The organism is Cupriavidus sp. GW821-FHT07C08, assembly GCF_059419025.1.
Window position 1 is genome coordinate 1 of sequence record NZ_JBWKQZ010000035.1, and the last position, 17,645, is coordinate 17,645.

Here is a 17,645-nt window from a genome sequence, read left to right on the forward strand (position 1 = left end):
GTCCCCTTTTTCATTCTGAAACGGGTTCTTAATCTTCCGGCTGGTCGAGGCGGTCGCACTGCACGTTCATCGCCCGGCACACCGCGCACCATGACGGCCGCGAGCCGGGCTTGACGCCGCAGTGGGCGGCCTCGTCACGCGTGCCGGCCTGGCTGTCGGGCGTGCTGACCTGCACTGGCACGGCCACCTTGCGCGCCCGGTAGCCATTGGCGCAGGCTTTTGCCACCGCCGCATCCAGCGTCTGCAGGCCAACCGGCTTGACGATCACGGCATTCATGCCCGCCGCCAGTGCCGCGGCGTGGTCCGCCGCGACGGCGCTCGCCGTGCAGCCGATTACCGGCACGCCGGTGCGGTCATCCTTGCGCGCGCGCACCGCCCGTGCGAATGCCAGGCCGTCCATGACCGGCATGGCGCAGTCGCACACGATCACGTCGAAGCTGGCCCGGTCCAGCCTGGCCAGCGCTTCGCGGCCATCACAGGCGGTGCTCACGCGGTGGCCCAGGTGTTCCAGCTGGCGCTGCAGCAGCAACCGGTTTGGCGCATGGTCGTCGACCACCAGGACGTTGACCCGGCGCCGTGCGCAGCCCGCCGTGGGCGGCGGCACCGGCTCGGGCAGTTCCGTGGCCACGGCAAGCGTCAGCGGCAGCGTCACCATGACGCGCGTGCCCTGGCCCGGCTGGCTGGACAGCGAGATCTGGCCTCCCATCGCGCTGGCCAGGCGCTGGCAGATTGCCAGCCCCAGCCCGGTGCCGCCGGCATGGGGGCGGATGCGGTCATGCACCTGTTCGAAGGGTTCAAACATCCGCGCCTGCGCGTCGGCGGGAATCCCGATGCCGGTGTCGGAGACAGTCAGCATGACCTGCTGCACGCCGTCGCGAGGCGCCAGCGCGTCAAGCCTGACGTGGATCGTGCCGCTGTCGGTGAAGCGCACCGCATTGGACACCAGGTTGGCCAGGATCTGACGGAAACGCAGGGCATCGACCTGGTGCAGTGGCGCGACGGCGGTGCCGATGCCGCTGGTCAGTGGCAGGCCCTTCTGCGCCGCCACCGGTCCGAAGATCAGCAGCGTATCCTTGACCAGACCGGGCAGCGAAACGGGTGCCGGGTGGATGCTGAACTTGCCGGCCTCCATCTTGGACAGGTCCAGGATGTCGTCGATCAGCGCCAGCAGGCCCAGCGCCGACTTGTGCGCGGTGACCAGCTGCAGGCGTTCCTGCTCGGCCAGCTGGCAGCGCGCCAGGGTCAGCTCCAGCATGCCGGTGATGGCGTTCATCGGGGTGCGGATCTCATGGCTGACCGAGGCCAGGAAGGTGGACTTGGCGCGGTTGGCGGGCGCCAGCTCGGCCAGCATGTCGTGGCGTTCGGTCAGGTCGACGCAGCCGCCGGCCAGGCCCTTGACGGTGCCATCGGCGCCGCGCAGCGGTGTCATCCAGTTCAGCACGTGGTGGGTGCGCCCGCCCAGGCGCAGGCAGCGGTCCTTGTGCAGCGGGGTGCCGTCTTCGATCACCTTGTGGTAGTCGCGAACCACCTCGGCCATGTCGATGGCGATGGGATGCACCCGGACCGACGCCTCCAGCGGCTGCCCGCGCAACGTGTCGCGCGTGGCGCCGACCAGTTCTTCATAGCTGCGGTTGCAGGTGATGAGCCGCAGCGAGGCATCGCGCAGGTAGACGGGCTGGGGAATGCCGTCGAGCAGCGCCGACTGGATCGCGATGTTGTCCTTCAGCGCAATCTCCGCAGCCCGGCGCCGGCGCACCTCGCGGTACAGCACGAAGATCCATGCCAGCAGGCATGGCGTCAGCAGGCAGAGCAGTCCGGTCGTCCACCCCAGCACCCGCCAATGCGCCTGTGGCCTTGCGTGCGATGGTGGGGCGCTGCCGGGCGCTGGCGTGCGGATCACCGGTGGCGGGGCTGGTTGCAGGGCAGGTGCCTCGGGCGAGGCGACAGGCATGCCAGCCAGGGATGGCACCGTGGCGGGCGCTGGCGCGGGCTCTGCCCTCGGTTGGGCAGCGGCACTGACCGATACGCCGACGAGCAGCAGAGCGGCGCATGCCAGCCGCCAGGCGCGCGTGAAGCGGTGCGCGCAAGCGGTGGCCGAGGGTGATTCGATAGGGACGGGCGGACGAATAGACAAACGGGGCGCCAAAATACAATGAAAACGTGGCAGCCACCGCTGCGCGGTTGGCGTAGCGGTGACTGGCTTGTTTTCACTCTATGGGCTCAGCCTCCTTATCTCATTAAGACGAATCTGAGATTGAGGGTGAAATTTCCGGATCACGCGCTATTGATGCCTGTCACGTCACATATCGAAGACAATCCCGGTCAGCACCTCACCGGCCGGCACGCCGGAATCAGTCAGGCACGCACGCGGCAGCATCGGGAAACCCGATGGCAGCGGGCTGGTCGAAAGCGTTTGGATACCGCCGGCCATTGTCCGGCGACGTGGTCTTTCATGCCGTGGCGGCAGCCTTATTTATGATTGGCGTTGCGCAACTGCCATGGCCCGCATTACGCCAGGCTTGCAAAACCCCGGCCGGGTTTTCGGAAGATGCAGTCCCTCGCTCGGAAATTTCCGGCGCCCTCCAGCCCAAATGCTGAGCAAAATGATGTGCCCGGGCACCCGGACATCGAGGGCGCCTGCTATGGAGTTCAAGTTGTGACCACAATCCTGATCGTCGACGACCATCCGCCCATGCGGGTGGTGCTAAAGACGCACTTTTCCCAAGTGCTGGGCATCACCCATGTGCTTGAGGCCGACAACGGCCAGGCCGCCATCGAGATCGTGCGGCAGTACACCCCCGACGTGGTGATCCTGGACCTGGACATCCCGAAGATCAACGGGCTGGACGTGATCCCCCGCCTCAAGGCCTGCCACCCCGCCGTGCGCATCCTGGTCATTTCCGGCCAGGACCAGAACACCTTTGCCCCGCGCGCGCGCCAGGCCGGCACGCATGGCTTTGTCAGCAAGACCCAGGACCTGGCCGAAATCGTGCGCTGCACCGAGTCCGTGCTGGCCGGCTATACGGTGATGCCGGAAATCAACCATGGCAACAACGCCGGCCACGCCGACGAAGCCGCGCGCCTGGCCAGCCTTTCCGACAAGGAACTGGTGGTCATGCAGATGCTTGCCAAGGGCATGTCGAACAAGGAAATCGGCGAAACCCTGTTTATCTCCAACAAGACGGTCAGCACGCACAAGACCCGGGTCATGGAAAAACTCGGGGCAAGATCGATTGTCGATGTCATCGACTTTGCGCGGCGCCACCATATCGCGATTGGCTAGCATGCTGCCCGTCATTCGTCTCGCATCGCGAGGCTGCGCATGACCGGCGCGTTGCTGCTTGCCACGCCCGGTGACACGCGCTGGGTCGCCAGCGTTGCGCCGATCCTGCGCGATCTCGGCTTTGAGGTGCATACCGACACGCCCGCGCCGAACGCCGCCGCAGACATCGGCCTGGTGATTGCCGGCGCCGCCACCGGGATCCCCGACACCCTGTTGCGTGCCTGGCGTGCCACCGGTCCGGTCTGCGCCGTGGTGCTGCCGGCCACTGCGGTGCCGGTACCCGGCGCGGACGAGGGTGTGATCGCCTGCCTGCGCGAACCGGTGACCGAAGCGGCCACCGTCGCCATGCTGGCCCGGCAACGCTACCTGGCGCTGTCCCCGCGCGAGGCTGCTGGCATCGCGCCAGCCATCGCGGCGCAGACCTTCGGCAACCGCGCCTTTGCCGCTGAACTGGTGCACGCCCTGGTCACCGCGACCCAGGCTGACCTGGCGCAGCTGCGCGCCGCGGACGGTGCGCTCGACACGGTGCGCAGCGTCGCCCACCGGCTCAAGGCATCTGCCCACTACGTCGGCTGCCACGGCTTGCGTGCTTTCGCCCAGCGCCTGGAGCACGCCGCCGGCGACGGCGATTCCGCCAACGCTGCTGCGCTGGCCGCGATCGTGGCGCCGACGGTGGCGCGGCTGCTCAGCCTGCTCGCGGCGCTGCCATCGGAAAAATAAGACTGAGGCGGTAGCCGGCAGGTCCGGTGCGGGAATACACCGGATTGGCCCGGTGCGGTCGGTTGATTATGCTCGGATATATCAGGGCGCCGATTTTCAATATTCTGGAATTAATGGCGCCGATTAATGCGGTGCGGATTTATATGACGGCACGGGCGCCGGATTTTAATTTCGGCGGGACGGTAGTTTGACGATATTTTCCGGGAGCGGGCATGGGTCAGATCATGGCGTCAATGCCGGAGTCGGCGTTCTATTTCCACCTGGCGGCGGTGACGATGCTGCTGATGGGACTGGCGGTGTACCGCGCGATGTCGTACGTGATGGCCACCCCGGACGGGCGCAAGGCCCGCGCGCAGCGGCTGGCACGGGTCACCGCGGGGCGGCTGCTGGCGCTCGGTGGTATCTGGACCGCCATTGCCTATGGCCACGGCGCCTGGGAGCGAGCCGGCGCGCATAACTGCCGGCTCCTGCCGTCGTTGGATGCCGCTGCGCGGTACGCAGCGGAATACTGCTATCTGGGCCGGGAGCGGGTGCTGCTGCGCATCTACGGCGTGGAGCGCAACCGCGTGCTGGCCCAGCGCACCTTCAACAGCAGCGGGCCGGTGCGGCTGAGTTGGGACGGCCAGGCCGTGGTCTTCGATGCCGCGGCGCCTGGCAAGGCAGGGCGCCTGGCGCTGCCGCCCACGCTGGGCGACCGGTTGCTCGCGCGGCTGCCCTGATCCGGCGCTTCACAACCAGTCCGCGTGCATGCGCGCCAGCAAGGCGTCCAGCCCGGCCGGGGCTGGCAGGCGCGCCATCAGCCAGCGCACCGCTGCGGACAAGTCCTGGCCGTCATAGTCCGGTGCAAAGCTGTGCAGCGTGGCGCCGTGCAGGAAACAGCGCAGCGCCAGCCATTCCGGCTCTGGCGGCGCGTCCGGCGGCTGGCCGAACAGCATCTGCGGCACGGCCTCCAGCGGTGCGCGCACGGCCGTGGCCAGGCGCGCGTCGCCACGCGTTGCCATCCACACCTCCAGTATGGCCAGCGAGGTATGCCGCTGTGGGCGGGTCGCCAGGACATGCAGCATCAGGTGCAGGCGCAGCGAAGGGCTGAGCGGGCCCAGCGCGGCCAGGCGCGCCGCCTCGCGCTCCAGCAGCCAGGTGAGCATGGCTGGCAGCAGGTCATAGCGGCCTTCGGGAAAATGGTGCCGCAGGGAGCCGCGGCTGCTGCCGGCCAGCTCGCACACGCGCGCTTCTGAGAAGGCCGCATAGCCTTGCTCGACGAGCAAGGCCACGGCGGCGTCGATCAGGGACTGGCGGGTGCTGGCGCTGCGTTCGGCTTGGGTGGACATCTGTCGGATTGTAGCAATGGCCAGAGCGCAGCCTGGCGCGCGGGCAGCGTGGGCGTGCCTTGATCCGCGTCGATGAGCGCCGGTACAAGGGCGACCAGTACGGCGCGGCACAATCCGTTCGTGTACTTCCACCCCGCGCTGAGCGGCTTCAGTGGGGCGCCGCCGTCGGGATGTCGGCGCTGCAGCTGGGCGTCGCTTCGTCGTGCGAATGCGGCGCCAGCGCGCCCGGTATGCGCTGGCTGTCCAGGCCCTTGCCTTGCAGCCACTGCGCGGTGGTGGCCGCGGAGCGGTCGATCAGCTCGCCGCATTTGGAGTAGTCGTAGGGCGAGATATCGAGCGGGCACAGCGGCGGCACCACGCTGATCTGCGCGCGGTCGGCGAAGTGCTGCAGGTCGTTCACGAGCTGGCGCGCCACCAGCAGCGAGAGCGCGTTGAACGCATGTTCCAGCGCGCCGCGCGGCGGGCGGCGCTCGGCGCAGGTGAAGCCCGCGGGCAGCACAATCACGCGCGTGGCACCTAGTGCGATCGCGGTGGACACCGGAGTGTTGTTGGCCACGCCGCCGTCGATCAGCGTGCGGCCCTCGAACTGCACCGGCGGGAACACGCCTGGGATGGCCGCGCTGGCCAGCACCGCGTCGACGATGCTGCCGCTGGACAGCAAGACCTCGTCGCCGCTGTGCATGTCGGTGGCCACCACATGCAACGGCAGTTCCGCCGCTTCCAGCCGCCGCGGCCCGAAGTGCTGCGCCAGCAGCGCGCGCAGCCCGGCCGCCTCCACCAGGTGACCGCGATTGCCGCCGAACATGCTCAAGACACTGCGCCAGCTCCACGGCAGGATGTCCGAGCGCCGGATGCTGCGCCACAGCTCGTCAAGCCGGCCGGCGCCGGCCACGCCCGGATTGCAGGCGAAGTAGGCGCCGTTGATGGCGCCGGCCGAGGCGCCGATCACGATATCGGGCATTACGCCCCACGCCACCAGTTCGCGCAGCATGCCGACCTGGATTGCACCCAGGCTGCCGCCGCCGGCAAATACGAAGGCTGTCTTGTCCATGGCTGCGCCGGTCTCCCTTTCTAGTCTGCTGTCCTGAGCAAAGCATAGCCGACACCCGGGTCATCGGGCAGGTCGGCGGCAGGTTGTCTGCCGCGCTACGGTCTGAGCCAGTGGTTCGCCTTCGCGAGGCAATAACGCAATTAACCGCCAGAAATTTCCACCAACCACCAGTGCTGGCTGGCAGCGGGGTGGTCTGTACCGTCAGATAAGGCGCAGGCGGGGTGTCAGTCGAGAAACTCGTCCACGGGGATGCCAAGTTGCCCGGCCATGTGTTCGACCAGGCTTTGCAGCTTCGCCACCTTCTCGGTCAGGGCCTGCTGCTCAGCGCGCAGCTGTTCGAGTTCGCCTGGCGAGGCCGTGGCGCCGCCCGTGGTGCGTTCGGCATCGTCGGCGGCCGCTGCGGCGCTCACTTCGCCGCTCAGCAGGTGCATCCAGCGATTTTCGCGTGCGCCTGGCGCGCGCGGCAACCGGACAACAAAGGGCGGCGCATGGCTGGCCAGTTCGTCAAGGAAGGCCTCGACCGACGAGATATCGGCAAAGCCGTGCAGGCGCGCGGTATTCAGGCGCAGCTCCGCCGCGGTCTGCGGGCCGCGCAGCAGCAGCAGCGCCAGCAGCGCGACGGACTGGCTGGGCACGGCCAGCACGCGCTGCATATTGTGCTCGAAGCGCGGCACGCGGCTGCTGCTGCCTTCAAAGACCAGGCTCAGGCCCTTGAGGCCATCGATGGCTTCAAGGATTTCGGCCTCGCTGACGTTCATCACCGGGGCGCGGGCGGTCTTCTGGTTGCAGCCCGAGGCCAGCGCATTGAGCGACAGCGGGTAGGTGTCGGGCACGGTGTGCTGCTTTTCGACCAGCACGCCGAGCACGCGGCCTTCGACGGGCGTCAGGGGGCGCAATGCCGGACGGGCGGGACGGTCGCCAGTCTGGCTGGCGTCGGATTCATGGTTTGATTGCATCAAGACTGGTTTATTGCTGAAGGTGACGGCGAATGCCGACACGCCGAGGCGCTCATTCAATCCCAAGCCGGCACAATCCGCAACTGCGCCGTGCGGTTCTCGCATTCTGCGCCGTGCGGTCTACTATCGATAGGCCGCGCCGCGGCAGCGGGAAACATGCGTCCGGGTGGGCGCGGGTCCAGACGGGGAGGGAGCATGGCGATTTCGCAGTCGGAAGCAATGGAACCTGATGCAGATACCGGCCCTGAGGCTGGCGGCGGCCTGGAGGCGCCGTATTCCACGCTGGAGTCGCGCTCGCACCAGATGTTCCCGCAGCTCAGTGCGGACGACATGGAGCGCGTGCGGCGCTTCGGCACGCCGCAGAAATGGCGCGCGGGCGAGAAGCTCTTTTCAATCGGCGAGACGGGCCGGGGCATGTACCTGATCATCAGTGGCCGCGTGCGGCTCATGCGGCGCGACGGCCTCGGGCGCGAACACCAGATCACCGAGCAGGGACCCGGCCACTTCCTGGCCGAGGTCGGCACGCTCAGCGGCCGCCCGGCGCTGGTCGACGGCGTGGCCGTGACCGATACCCAGGGCTATTCAATCACACCAGAGCGGCTGCGCGCCCTGCTGGTGGCCGAGGCCGAACTGGGCGAGCGCATCATGCGCGCGCTGATCCTGCGCCGCGTGGGGCTGATCGAATTCGGCAGCGGGCCGGTGCTGGTCGGCCACGGCACCGAGCCGCAGCTGGTCGCACTGCAGGCCTTCCTGCGGCGCAACGGCTACCCGCATACGGTCATCGATATCGACGCAGAACGTGACTGCTCATTGCTGCTCGACTACGCCAGCGCGCCCGCCAGCGACTTCCCGCTGGTGATCTGCGCCGACGGCCGCGTGCTGCGCGCGCCGGACGAAGGGCAGCTGGCTTCGTGCCTGGGGCTGTTGCCGGAGTTCGATCCGGCCCACGTCTATGACGTGGTGGTGGTCGGCGCCGGGCCGGCCGGGCTGGCCACGGCCGTGTATGCCGCGTCCGAAGGCTTGTCGGTGGCGGTGATCGATTGCCGCTCGCCGGGCGGGCAGGCGGGCGCGAGTGCCCGGATCGAGAACTATCTTGGCTTTCCCACCGGCATCTCCGGGCAGGCGTTGGCCGGGCGCGCGTTCGTGCAGGCGCTGAAGTTCGGCGCGCATATCGCCATCCCGCTGGAGGTCAAGGCATTGCATTGTGGCGCGGACCCGATCCGGCTGGAGCTGGCCGATGGCCGCATGATCCCGACCCATACCGTGGTGATCGCCACCGGTGCGCAGTACCGGCGCCCGGACATCGCCGCGCTGGAGCATTTTGAAGGGCGCGGCGTGTACTACTGGGCCTCGCCGGTGGAGGCCAAGCTGTGCAAGAACGAGCCGGCGATGCTGGTGGGCGGCGGCAATTCGGCGGGGCAGGCAGCGGTCTACCTGGCCTCGCACGCGGCGCACGTGCATATGCTGGTGCGCGGGCCGGGGCTGGCCGCCACCATGTCACGCTACCTGATCGACCGTATCGGTTCGCTGCCCAACATCACGCTGCACACGCACGCGCAGATCAGCGCGCTGGCGGGGGAAGGGTGGCTCAGTTCGGTGCGCTACGAATGCCCGGCGGAAAGCCCGGCCCCGGTCACGATGGACGTGCGGCACCTGTTCCTGTTTATCGGTGCCGATCCCAATGCGTCGTGGCTGCGCACCTGCAATGTCGAGGTCGATGACAAGGGCTTCGTGCGCACCGGCGGCGGCGAGCTTGGCTGCGCGTCGGCGGTGCCGTATCCGCTGCAGACCAGCGTGCCGGGCGTGTTTGCCATCGGCGATGTGCGGGCGGGGTCGACCAAGCGGGTCGCCGCGGCGGTGGGTGAGGGCGCGGCGGTGGTGGCGCAGATCCACGACTACCTGGCTCGGGTGCAGGCAGCCGTGGCGCGCTGAGCGCGCGCCACTCAGGCTTGCGCCTCGCGCTCCAGCAGTTCGCGCTTGCGCGCCACGCCCCAGCGGTAGCCCGACAGGTTGCCGTCGCTGCGCACCACGCGATGGCAGGGAATGGCCACCGCCAGGTGGTTGGCGGCGCAGGCCTGCGCCACCGCGCGCACCGCACGCGGCGCGCCGATGCGGGCCGCGATCTCGGCATAGCTGGCGGTGCTGCCCGCGGGGATCTCCTGCAGGGCCTGCCATACACGTTGCTGGAACGCGGTGCCGCGCACATCCAGCGGCAGCGCCAGGCCGATCGACGGTGCCTCGATAAAGCCCACCACTTGCGCCACCAGTTGCTCGAACTGCGCATCGCCGCCGATCAGGTTGGCGCGCGGGAACTGGTCCTGCAGGTCCTGCAGCAGCGTTTGCGGATCGTCGCCCAGCAGGATCGCGCAGACACCGCGCTCGCTCTGGGCCACCAGGATCGCGCCCAGCGAGCACTGGCCGATGGCAAAGCGGATATCGGTGTCGGCCCCGCCCGCGCGGTAGCGCGACGGGGTCATGCCCAGCACCGCGTCCGAGGTCTCGTAGAAGCGGCTGTTGGAGCCGAAGCCGGCGTCGTAGATCGCCTCGGTCACGGAGTCGCTGGTGCCCAGTTGCTCGCGCAGCTTCCTGGCGCGATGCGCGGCGGCATAGGCGCGCGGCGTCAGGCCGGTGGCGGCCTTGAAGAGGCGGTGGAAGTGATAGGGGCTGACGCCCGCCGCACTGGCAAGTTCGGGCAGCGTGGGCAGGGTGTCGGCGGCCTCGATGCGGCGGCAGGCGTCGGCCACGATGGCTGCATGCTGGGCCGCCAGCGCAGGCGCGGCGGCACGGCGGCTGGGCCGGTAGCCGGCCGCTTCGGCCGCGGCGGCGTTATCGAAGAACTCGACATTGGCCGGATGCGGCAGGCGCGACGGACTGCTCGGCAGGCAGTACACGCCGGTGGTCTTGACCGCATAGACAAAGGCACCGTCGGCGCCCGGATCGCGCGCCAGCACGCGGGCCCAGCGCGGGTCGCGTTCGATGGTGCTGGCTTCCGGTTGCTGTGTGGAACGGGTCATGGAATACCTCACGTGGCGTCGTGGAAGATGATGCCCAGCGTGTAGCGCTGGCCCGCGTGCAGCCGGCTGACGCCGTGCCGCAGGTTCACGCGGTAGCTGCCGCGGCTGCCCTGCACCGGGCGCTGGCTGACGGCGAATACCACCGCGTCACCCTGGTGCAGCGTCACCACCTCGGCCCGCGACTGCATGCGCGGCCGCTGCTCGGTCATCACGAACTCTCCGCCGGTAAAGTCGCGGCCCGGCTCGGACAGCAGGATGGCGACTTGCAGCGGGAATACGTGCTCGCCATACAGGTCCTGGTGCAGGCAGTTGTAGTCGCCCAGGCCGTAGCGCAGCAGCAATGGCGTCGGGCGCAACTGGCCGGCGTCGTGGCAGCGGGCAAGATAGTCGGCGTGCGCGGCGGGATAACGCACATCGATGCCCATGGCGGCGTTCCAGCGGTTGGCCACCGGCACCAGGTGCGGATACAGGGCCGTGCGCAATGCGGCCACGGTGTCGGGCAGGGGGTAGCGGAAGTACTTGTACTCGCCCTGGCCAAAGCCGTGCCGGCGCATTTCGATGCGAGAGCGGTACAGCGCGTCCTGCGCATAGCCGGCGGCAAGCGCGTCGCATTCGGCTGCCGACAGCAGACCGCGGATGGCGGCGCAGCCGTAGTCGTCGAGTTCGCGTGCAATGGCCGCCCAGTCGGCGCCATCGACGCAGGTGGCGATATCGGCTCCGTGCCCATGCCCCCGCGCCGTGCCGCGCGCCGGCGGTATTGGCCTGCGCGGCCCTGCCGCGGCCATTTCGGGGCGTTGTATCTGGCTGGTGCTCACCGCGGGTCTCCTGTCTCTCGCTTGCATGGTGCCAACTTTAGGCCGCCCGCGTGCGCCTCGCACTCCGGGTCTTGCTTTTGAATTCTGCCCGGCAGCGTGCCTTGACAAGACAGATCTGTCTATCAATAATGAGACAGGTCTGTATCATAACGAGCAGGCTGTTCTTCCCACCTGATCCACCCTGTTTCAGCAAAGGAGTCTTCGCATGTCCGCACAAGCCGAAATCCGTCCACCGTTGCCCCCATTCACCCATGAATCCGCCATTGCCAAGGTCCGTGCAGCCGAGGACGGCTGGAACAGCCGCGACCCCGAGCGCGTGGCGCTGGCCTATACCGTCGACAGCGCCTGGCGCAACCGTGCGGAATTCGTCAACGGCCGCGCCGACATCGTCGCCTTCCTGCAGCGCAAGTGGCAGAAGGAGCTGGATTACCGGCTGATCAAGGAGCTGTGGGCGCACGACGGCAACCGCATCGCCGTGCGCTTTGCCTACGAATGGCACGACGATTCCGGCAACTGGTACCGGTCATACGGCAATGAGAACTGGGAGTTCGATGAGGCGGGGCTGATGCGCAGGCGCTTTGCCTGCATCAACGATGCGCCGATCAAGGCGGCGGACCGCAAGTTCCACTGGCCGCTGGGCCGGCGGCCGGATGAACATGCGGGGTTGAGTGAACTGGGGTTGTAAGGCTGTTGGGTATCAGTACGGCGATATTCGCTGAACACTGCAAGCCAGCTCCCTCTCCCGCGCGTGGGAGAGGGAGCGAACAATCGGGCTTGGTAGAACAGCCTTACTGCATCTTGTCCAGGTTCCCGATCCGCACCAGCATCTCGGTGAACATCTGCATATCCAGGTTCAGGTCGGCCACTTCCTTGTACTCGCGCGCATTGTGCGCGGTGTACTTCTTGCCCGGCATGGCCGGCCCGAAGTTGATGGCATTGGGCATCAGCTTGGCGGTGGTACTACCGGCGGTGGAAACCGGCTTGGCTTCCAGCCCGGTGGTATCGCCAAAGATGTTCAGCAGCGTGGACAGCCACGCGCCCTTGGGATCGCGTGCCATCCAGTTGCCCTGGTCGTACTTGATCTCGACCGGGCCATGGGTGGCGGCCCAGCCGAAAATACGCTTGGTGATCTTGCCGCCCAGCTCGTCCGGGGTGCGGCCGCGCGGCATGCGCACGTTGGTGACCACGTCGACATATTCGCCGCGTTCGCGCACCAGCGTTGGCGACATGGTCAGCGGGCCCATGAACGGGTCGCGGTAGGCCACCTCCATCCTGGTGCCGAGGTAGTCCAGCCCGTACAGGTCGTTCAGGTAGCGGACCGCGTTCAGGTAATGGTTCTCGGCAAATTGCACGCCGCTGGCCTGCAGGAACAGCGCCAGCCGCGGCAGCGGGTTGACCCCTTCCTCCGGGCGCGATCCGTGCGCCGAGACGCCGGTGACCTTGACTTCCACGTCGTTGCCGGCGCGCTTCACTTCGATGGAGAACTTGCCGCGCGGGGTGTGGCGGTGCAGGAATTCAGCGCGCGCCTGTTCCAGCGTGGCAGCCACGGCGGCAGCATCGCCGCCGGCAATGCGCGCGGTGGCGGTCTCGGGGATGGCGTTGGCCGAGGCCGCGCCGCGCATGGCAACGATGGCCGGTCCCTTGTAGTCGGGCTTGCCCTGCGCGCTCTTGCCGTCCGCCGCCTTGATGCCGAAGGACACGGTCAGCGTGCCCGCGCCTTTTTCCGCCACCACCGCGGGGTATTTGCTGTCGAGCACGACGTTGTACTCGGGCAGGGTGGTGTGCTGGCGGTAGTACTTCATGCCGTCGCCGCCGGTTTCCTCGGTGGTCTCGATCATCAGGCGGATGGTGCGCTCCAGCGGCACGCCGCTTTCCTTGACGGTCTTCATGGCATACATGACCGCGGCGATCGAGCCCTTGTCGTCGATGGTGCCGCGCCCGTACAGCGTGTCGCCCACGCGCGTCATGCGGAACGGATCCAGTTTGGTGCCGTCCTCCAGCACCCATTCCTCGGCCACCGCAGGCACCACGTCGGCGTGGGTCAGGATGCCGAAGGTGTCCTTGGCGCCGCCGGGCAGCGTGACCTCGAAGACCCGGTTGTCGACATTGCGGTAGGCCAGCCCGAAGTCACGCGCCATGGCCTCGATCATCTTGCCGAAGTCGATGATGGCGGGGTTCTCGTGCTGCGGGATCTTCTCGTCGCGCACGGTACGCAGCGCCACCATCCTGCCGATGGCGTCGATCACCGCGGCCTCGTTGTGGACGCGGTTGTAGACGCCCAGCAGGCGGCCGATATTAGCCAGGTTGTCGCCGGCCAGCGGCGACCGGGCTTGCCACGCCGCCACGGCCGGCGCCACCGAAGGCTCGGCTTTGGCCGCGGCGGCCATGAATGCCTGCAGGTCGGCGTGGGCTGCCGTTCGGGTGCCGGAGACCAGCGCATCCAGGGCCGGTTTCTTCAGGGTTTGCGCCTGCGCGGGGTGCGCCAGCATCAGTGACAGCGCGAGCATCGGGGCCCATCGGCGGAGAGACGGCAGGCGGCAAGGTCGGGTCATTGCGGACAAAACGGGAGTCTGAGTGGATGCCGCATGATAGGGCACTCGCCGGTATTTGCCGAAAAAATATGCTCTTGCGTGCGCGCGGATGAGGTGCCATTGCCGGCGCAATAGGGAGCGGCTATGCCGGATTAATAGCGTAAGACAATCGTCGCGGTTAAAACGATGAATTGTACAAATCACATCCCGGTCGACAGAATGGGGCCTTCGCTGCAACCCGCAGCCGAAACCAACCCGATCCAGACCAAGGAGTGAACTGATGCTGCAATCCCGTGAAGGCCAACGCGTTCCCAATGTCGCTTTCCGCATGCGTGAAGACAACGAGTGGAAGACCGTCACCACCGGCGAGCTGTTCAACGGCAAGACCGTGGTCGTGTTCTCGCTGCCGGGCGCCTTCACGCCGACCTGCTCGTCGACCCACCTGCCGCGCTATAACGAGCTGGCGCCGGTGTTCGCGAAGCACGGCGTGGACGACATCCTGTGCGTGTCCGTCAACGACACCTTCGTGATGAACGAGTGGGCCAAGGACCAGGAGTCCGAGAACATCACCATGATCCCCGACGGCAACGGTGAATTCACCGAAGGCATGGGCATGCTGGTGGACAAGGCCGACCTGGGCTTCGGCAAGCGCAGCTGGCGCTATGCGATGCTGGTCAAGGACGGCGTGGTGCAGAAGATGTTCATCGAGCCGGAAGAGCCGGGCGACCCGTTCAAGGTCTCCGACGCCGACACCATGCTGGCCCACATCGCCCCGAATGCGCGCAAGCCGGACCAGGTGGTGGTGTTCTCCAAGGTCGGCTGCTCGTTCTGCGCCAAGGCCAAGCAACTGCTGGACGACAACGGCTTCGACTATATCGACGTGCCGCTGGACAACAAGGTGCGCGGCAAGGTGCTGGGCGCCGTGTCGGGCGAGATGACCGCACCGCAGGTCTTTATCAACGGCAAGCTCATCGGCGGCGCCGAGGCGCTGCAGCAGTACCTGGGCAAGTAAGCCGATTCCCCTTCCATCCCCCATCCGGGGACCGGCAGTCGCCGGACCCGATGGGGTCGCCTTGCCCGACGGCATGGCGGCCCCATCCAGCCCGCTGATTGACTTCAGTTTGACGCCATCAAGACAAAGGAATTGACCGCCATGACCACCATCCAGACCGACGTCGCCGTGATCGGCGCAGGCACCGCCGGCCTTGCCGCCTACCGTGCCGCGATTGCCGCGGGCAAGCGCGCCGTGATCATCGAAGGCGGCCCGTACGGCACCACCTGCGCCCGGGTGGGCTGCATGCCCTCCAAGCTGTTGATCGCTGCCGCCGAGGCCGCGCATGAACTGCGCCACACCGCACCGTTCGGCGTGCATGTGGATGGCCAGGTCCGCATTGACGGCCGCGAGGTGATGGCCCGCGTGCGCAGCGAGCGCGACCGCTTTGTCGGCTTTGTGGTGCGCGGCGTGGAGAGCATCCCCGAAGCCGACCGCATCTGCGGCTATGCCCGCTTTATCGACAACACCACGCTGGAAGTGGATGGGCACACCATTGTGCGTGCCAGCCGCGTGGTCATCGCCACCGGCTCCACGCCGATGCTGCCGGCGCCGTTCCAGGTGTTCGGCGACCGCCTGATCGTCAATGACGATGTGTTCGCCTGGGAAGACCTGCCCGCCAGCGTGGTGGTGTTCGGCCCCGGCGTGATCGGGCTGGAACTGGGCCAGGCCTTGTCTCGCCTCGGCGTGCGGGTGCGCGTGTTCGGCGTCAGCGGCTCGCTCGGCCCGCTGACGGATCCCGTGATCCGCGCCTACGCGGCGAAGACCTTCAACGGCGAGTTCTATCTCGATCCGGACGCCAAGGTGACCGACATGGCCCGCGACGGCGACCAGGTGGTGGTGACCTACCTGGACCGCGAAGGCCGCAGCGTGACTGAGCGCTTCGACTATGCGCTGGTCGCCACCGGCCGCGTGCCCAATGTGCGCGGCCTGGGCCTGGAGCATGCCGGCCTGGCGCTGGATGCGCGCGGCGTGCCGCTGTTCGATGCGCGCACGCTCCAGTGCGGCAATGCGCCGGTGTTCATCGCCGGCGACGCCAACAACATCCTGCCGCTGCTGCACGAGGCCGCGGACGAGGGCAAGGCCGCGGGCGAGAACGCCGCCAGCTATCCGCAGGTGAAGCCGCTGGCCCGCCGCGCGCCGATCGCGGTGGTGTTCACTGACCCGCAGATCGCGATGGTTGGCCAGCGTTACGCCGACCTGGCCGAAGGCACGTTCGTGACCGGCGAGGTCAGCTTCGAGGACCAGGGCCGCAGCCGCGTGATGCTGAAGAACCGCGGCCTGATGCACATCTATGCCGACAAGGCCTCGGGCCGCTTCCTGGGCGCGGAATGGACCGGCCCGCGTGCCGAGAACATCGCCCACTTGCTGGCGTGGTCGTACCAGCAGGGCCTGACCATCGGGCAGATGCTGGATATGCCGTTCTACCACCCGGTGGTGGAAGAGGGCCTGCGTACGGCGCTGCGCGATGCGGCGGCAAAGCTTGAAGCCTGAGCGGGCCCGGTTTGCTAGACAGGTCTGTCTGTCATAGTATCGATCTATAGAGGCCGGGCGGCACAGGGTGCTGTCCGGCCGCTCCCATTACCGACTCCGCAGCCAACATGGCCACGCCCTCCGCCCGCGACCGCATCCTCGACACCGCTGCCCGCCTGTTCTACCAGGAGGGCTACCGCGCCACCGGCATCGACAAGATCATTGCCGAATCCGGCGTCGCCAAGATGTCGCTCTACCGCCATTTCGCCTCCAAGAACGAGCTGATCTCGGCGTTCCTGGCGCGCCGCCATGATGAGTGGATGACGTGGTTCCGGCAGGACGTGGAAGCCCGGCTGGCCGCGCGCCCGCACCTGGACGTGATTGCCGACGCGCTGGCGGACTGGTTCAGCCGCGACTTCCGTGGCTGCGCCTTTATCAACGTCGTGGCCGAGGCGGGCGGCGACGCGCGCGCGGCGGAGCAGGCCGTGGCGCACAAGGCCGAGCTGGCAGCATTCGTCGCCGACATCGCCGCGCGCCTGGGCCTGGACCAGCCGCAAGCGGTGGCCGAGGAAGCCATGCTGTGCATCGAAGGCATGATCGTGCGCTACCAGATGCAGCCGGATGCGGCGGTGATCGAGGCGGGGCGGCGGTTGCTGGGCCGGCTGCAGGCCGGCTGATTGGCTTGGGGGCTGGGCACTGAGGCTGAGGACTGCCCGACGCTTCTTTCGTCTGGCTTAGCGCCGCGGCAGCATCCGGTGCGATCTGGCGTAATCGCGCAGTGCGTCGTTCATCAGCGTTTGCCAGCCGGTGCCGGTTGCCTTGTAGGCGTCCAGGACATCGGGATCGATCCGCAAGGTCTGGTTGACCTTGCGCTCGCCGGCCGGCTTGGCCGGCCTGCCACGGCGTTTCACCAGCTCATCGGCTTTTTCTTTTCCCACTACCTGCTCGAGTACCTTGCGCGCCGAGCGCATCCGCTTGATTTGCTCGGTCGGCAACGACACCGCATCGGGGTCTCCGGCAATGCCGCGCGCAATGGCGGCATCCTCTGCGGGCGTCGGCATGGTGAGGTCAGGTTTCCTGTTCATAGTCTCGCACCTCTCGGGAGTTGGCTTTACGCAGACTGATTACCCGTAGCGTGTTGCCGCGTATGGTGAATACCAGGCAATACAGGCGCCGGCCAATCGGCCAATATGCGATGTAGCGGGTTTCGCCATATGGCTTGCGGTCATCGATCTCCAGCAGGGCGCTACCAAAGTCCATCAATCCCGCGGCGGCCAGTGACAACCCGTGTTGACGTTGGTTGATAGCGTCCTTCGCCAAGTCAAGCTCGATCTCCATTCGGATTTACTGTAGCAGCAAGAAATAGGGTGGTGCAATATTTTTATGCTACAGCGTTAATCCTGACATCGTAGTAAAGCGGAAA

Annotated in this window: 17 protein-coding genes; 8 read left to right on the plus strand and 9 right to left on the minus strand. The window is 67.3% G+C overall.

Going from position 1 to position 17,645, the window contains the following annotated elements:
• Window positions 1-28: 28 nt before the first annotated feature.
• Entirely contained in the window at window positions 29-1,834 is a 1,806-nt protein-coding gene (locus AC07UK_RS32255; RefSeq protein WP_494687319.1) for a PAS domain-containing sensor histidine kinase, read from the minus strand.
• Window positions 1,835-2,656: 822 nt separating this feature from the next.
• Here AC07UK_RS32255 and AC07UK_RS32260 point away from each other — a divergent pair.
• The 3 genes from AC07UK_RS32260 to AC07UK_RS32270 all read left to right on the plus strand — a co-directional run bounded on the left by AC07UK_RS32260 (window position 2,657) and on the right by AC07UK_RS32270 (window position 4,722).
• A complete protein-coding gene (locus tag AC07UK_RS32260; RefSeq protein ID WP_436223622.1) occupies window positions 2,657-3,283 on the plus strand; it encodes a response regulator in 627 nt (208 codons plus the stop codon).
• Between the two features lie 39 nt (window positions 3,284-3,322).
• Entirely contained in the window at window positions 3,323-4,003 is a 681-nt protein-coding gene (locus AC07UK_RS32265) for an Hpt domain-containing protein (RefSeq protein ID WP_436223621.1), read from the plus strand.
• Between the two features lie 212 nt (window positions 4,004-4,215).
• Window positions 4,216-4,722, plus strand: a complete 507-nt coding sequence (locus tag AC07UK_RS32270) for a hypothetical protein (protein WP_436223620.1) — start codon at window positions 4,216-4,218, stop codon at window positions 4,720-4,722.
• Between the two features lie 9 nt (window positions 4,723-4,731).
• On the opposite strand, the gene AC07UK_RS32275 is transcribed toward AC07UK_RS32270, so the two are convergent.
• The 3 genes from AC07UK_RS32275 to AC07UK_RS32285 all read right to left on the minus strand — a co-directional run bounded on the left by AC07UK_RS32275 (window position 4,732) and on the right by AC07UK_RS32285 (window position 7,338).
• Window positions 4,732-5,331: a TetR/AcrR family transcriptional regulator gene (locus AC07UK_RS32275; protein WP_436223619.1), complete on the minus strand. Its 600-nt coding sequence runs from the start codon at window positions 5,329-5,331 to the stop codon at window positions 4,732-4,734.
• 148 nt (window positions 5,332-5,479) lie between these two features.
• Entirely contained in the window at window positions 5,480-6,382 is a 903-nt protein-coding gene (locus tag AC07UK_RS32280) for a patatin-like phospholipase family protein (protein WP_436223618.1), read from the minus strand.
• 224 nt (window positions 6,383-6,606) lie between these two features.
• Window positions 6,607-7,338 (minus strand): YceH family protein, encoded by a 732-nt coding sequence (locus AC07UK_RS32285; RefSeq protein ID WP_436223617.1) that lies wholly within the window; start codon window positions 7,336-7,338, stop codon window positions 6,607-6,609.
• A 195-nt stretch (window positions 7,339-7,533) separates the two neighbouring features.
• Between AC07UK_RS32285 and AC07UK_RS32290 the strand changes: the two genes are divergently transcribed.
• Window positions 7,534-9,270, plus strand: coding sequence for an FAD-dependent oxidoreductase (locus AC07UK_RS32290; RefSeq protein ID WP_436223616.1), 1,737 nt, complete (start codon window positions 7,534-7,536; stop codon window positions 9,268-9,270).
• A gap of 11 nt (window positions 9,271-9,281) precedes the next feature.
• Here AC07UK_RS32290 and ada read toward each other — a convergent pair whose 3' ends face one another.
• Both ada and AC07UK_RS32300 read right to left on the minus strand, forming a co-directional pair.
• A complete protein-coding gene (gene ada, locus AC07UK_RS32295; RefSeq protein WP_494687320.1) occupies window positions 9,282-10,352 on the minus strand; it encodes a bifunctional DNA-binding transcriptional regulator/O6-methylguanine-DNA methyltransferase Ada in 1,071 nt (356 codons plus the stop codon).
• Window positions 10,353-10,360: 8 nt separating this feature from the next.
• Window positions 10,361-11,167, minus strand: coding sequence for a 2OG-Fe(II) oxygenase (locus AC07UK_RS32300; protein WP_494687321.1), 807 nt, complete (start codon window positions 11,165-11,167; stop codon window positions 10,361-10,363).
• A gap of 205 nt (window positions 11,168-11,372) precedes the next feature.
• On the opposite strand from AC07UK_RS32300, the gene AC07UK_RS32305 reads away from it, so the two are divergent.
• Complete coding sequence (locus tag AC07UK_RS32305; RefSeq protein ID WP_436223613.1) at window positions 11,373-11,852, plus strand: nuclear transport factor 2 family protein; 480 nt, start codon at window positions 11,373-11,375, stop codon at window positions 11,850-11,852.
• 103 nt (window positions 11,853-11,955) lie between these two features.
• Here AC07UK_RS32305 and AC07UK_RS32310 read toward each other — a convergent pair whose 3' ends face one another.
• Window positions 11,956-13,674 (minus strand): dipeptidase, encoded by a 1,719-nt coding sequence (locus AC07UK_RS32310; RefSeq protein ID WP_436223612.1) that lies wholly within the window; start codon window positions 13,672-13,674, stop codon window positions 11,956-11,958.
• Between the two features lie 304 nt (window positions 13,675-13,978).
• Here AC07UK_RS32310 and AC07UK_RS32315 point away from each other — a divergent pair, with 304 nt between their 5' ends.
• The 3 genes from AC07UK_RS32315 to AC07UK_RS32325 all read left to right on the plus strand — a co-directional run bounded on the left by AC07UK_RS32315 (window position 13,979) and on the right by AC07UK_RS32325 (window position 16,899).
• Window positions 13,979-14,710 carry a glutathione peroxidase gene (locus AC07UK_RS32315; protein WP_013952729.1) on the plus strand — a complete coding sequence of 244 codons (732 nt, stop codon included), beginning with the start codon at window positions 13,979-13,981 and terminating at the stop codon, window positions 14,708-14,710.
• A 141-nt stretch (window positions 14,711-14,851) separates the two neighbouring features.
• Entirely contained in the window at window positions 14,852-16,243 is a 1,392-nt protein-coding gene (locus AC07UK_RS32320) for a dihydrolipoyl dehydrogenase (RefSeq protein ID WP_436223611.1), read from the plus strand.
• A gap of 107 nt (window positions 16,244-16,350) precedes the next feature.
• Window positions 16,351-16,899, plus strand: coding sequence for a TetR/AcrR family transcriptional regulator (locus AC07UK_RS32325; protein ID WP_436223610.1), 549 nt, complete (start codon window positions 16,351-16,353; stop codon window positions 16,897-16,899).
• 57 nt (window positions 16,900-16,956) lie between these two features.
• Here the strand turns inward: AC07UK_RS32325 and AC07UK_RS32330 are convergent, their stop codons facing one another.
• On the minus strand, window positions 16,957-17,307 hold the full coding sequence (locus AC07UK_RS32330; RefSeq protein WP_436223609.1) for a BrnA antitoxin family protein: 351 nt from the start codon (window positions 17,305-17,307) through the stop codon (window positions 16,957-16,959).
• Window positions 17,291-17,560 (minus strand): BrnT family toxin, encoded by a 270-nt coding sequence (locus AC07UK_RS32335; RefSeq protein ID WP_436223608.1) that lies wholly within the window; start codon window positions 17,558-17,560, stop codon window positions 17,291-17,293. Before AC07UK_RS32335 ends, AC07UK_RS32330 begins: the two co-directional genes overlap by 17 nt.
• Between the last annotated feature and the right edge of the window lie 85 nt (window positions 17,561-17,645).

Coding starts and splice junctions, on each gene's coding strand:
- AC07UK_RS32280 (WP_436223618.1), bottom strand. CDS start 6,382: ATGGACAAGACAGCCTTCGTATTTGCCGGCGGCGGCAGCCTGGGTGCA.
- AC07UK_RS32320 (WP_436223611.1), top strand. CDS start 14,852: ATGACCACCATCCAGACCGACGTCGCCGTGATCGGCGCAGGCACCGCC.
- AC07UK_RS32330 (WP_436223609.1), bottom strand. CDS start 17,307: ATGAACAGGAAACCTGACCTCACCATGCCGACGCCCGCAGAGGATGCC.
- AC07UK_RS32270 (WP_436223620.1), top strand. CDS start 4,216: ATGGGTCAGATCATGGCGTCAATGCCGGAGTCGGCGTTCTATTTCCAC.
- AC07UK_RS32325 (WP_436223610.1), top strand. CDS start 16,351: ATGGCCACGCCCTCCGCCCGCGACCGCATCCTCGACACCGCTGCCCGC.
- ada (WP_494687320.1), bottom strand. CDS start 10,352: ATGACCCGTTCCACACAGCAACCGGAAGCCAGCACCATCGAACGCGAC.
- AC07UK_RS32315 (WP_013952729.1), top strand. CDS start 13,979: ATGCTGCAATCCCGTGAAGGCCAACGCGTTCCCAATGTCGCTTTCCGC.
- AC07UK_RS32335 (WP_436223608.1), bottom strand. CDS start 17,560: ATGGAGATCGAGCTTGACTTGGCGAAGGACGCTATCAACCAACGTCAA.
- AC07UK_RS32305 (WP_436223613.1), top strand. CDS start 11,373: ATGTCCGCACAAGCCGAAATCCGTCCACCGTTGCCCCCATTCACCCAT.
- AC07UK_RS32290 (WP_436223616.1), top strand. CDS start 7,534: ATGGCGATTTCGCAGTCGGAAGCAATGGAACCTGATGCAGATACCGGC.
- AC07UK_RS32285 (WP_436223617.1), bottom strand. CDS start 7,338: ATGCAATCAAACCATGAATCCGACGCCAGCCAGACTGGCGACCGTCCC.
- AC07UK_RS32310 (WP_436223612.1), bottom strand. CDS start 13,674: ATGCTCGCGCTGTCACTGATGCTGGCGCACCCCGCGCAGGCGCAAACC.
- AC07UK_RS32275 (WP_436223619.1), bottom strand. CDS start 5,331: ATGTCCACCCAAGCCGAACGCAGCGCCAGCACCCGCCAGTCCCTGATC.
- AC07UK_RS32265 (WP_436223621.1), top strand. CDS start 3,323: ATGACCGGCGCGTTGCTGCTTGCCACGCCCGGTGACACGCGCTGGGTC.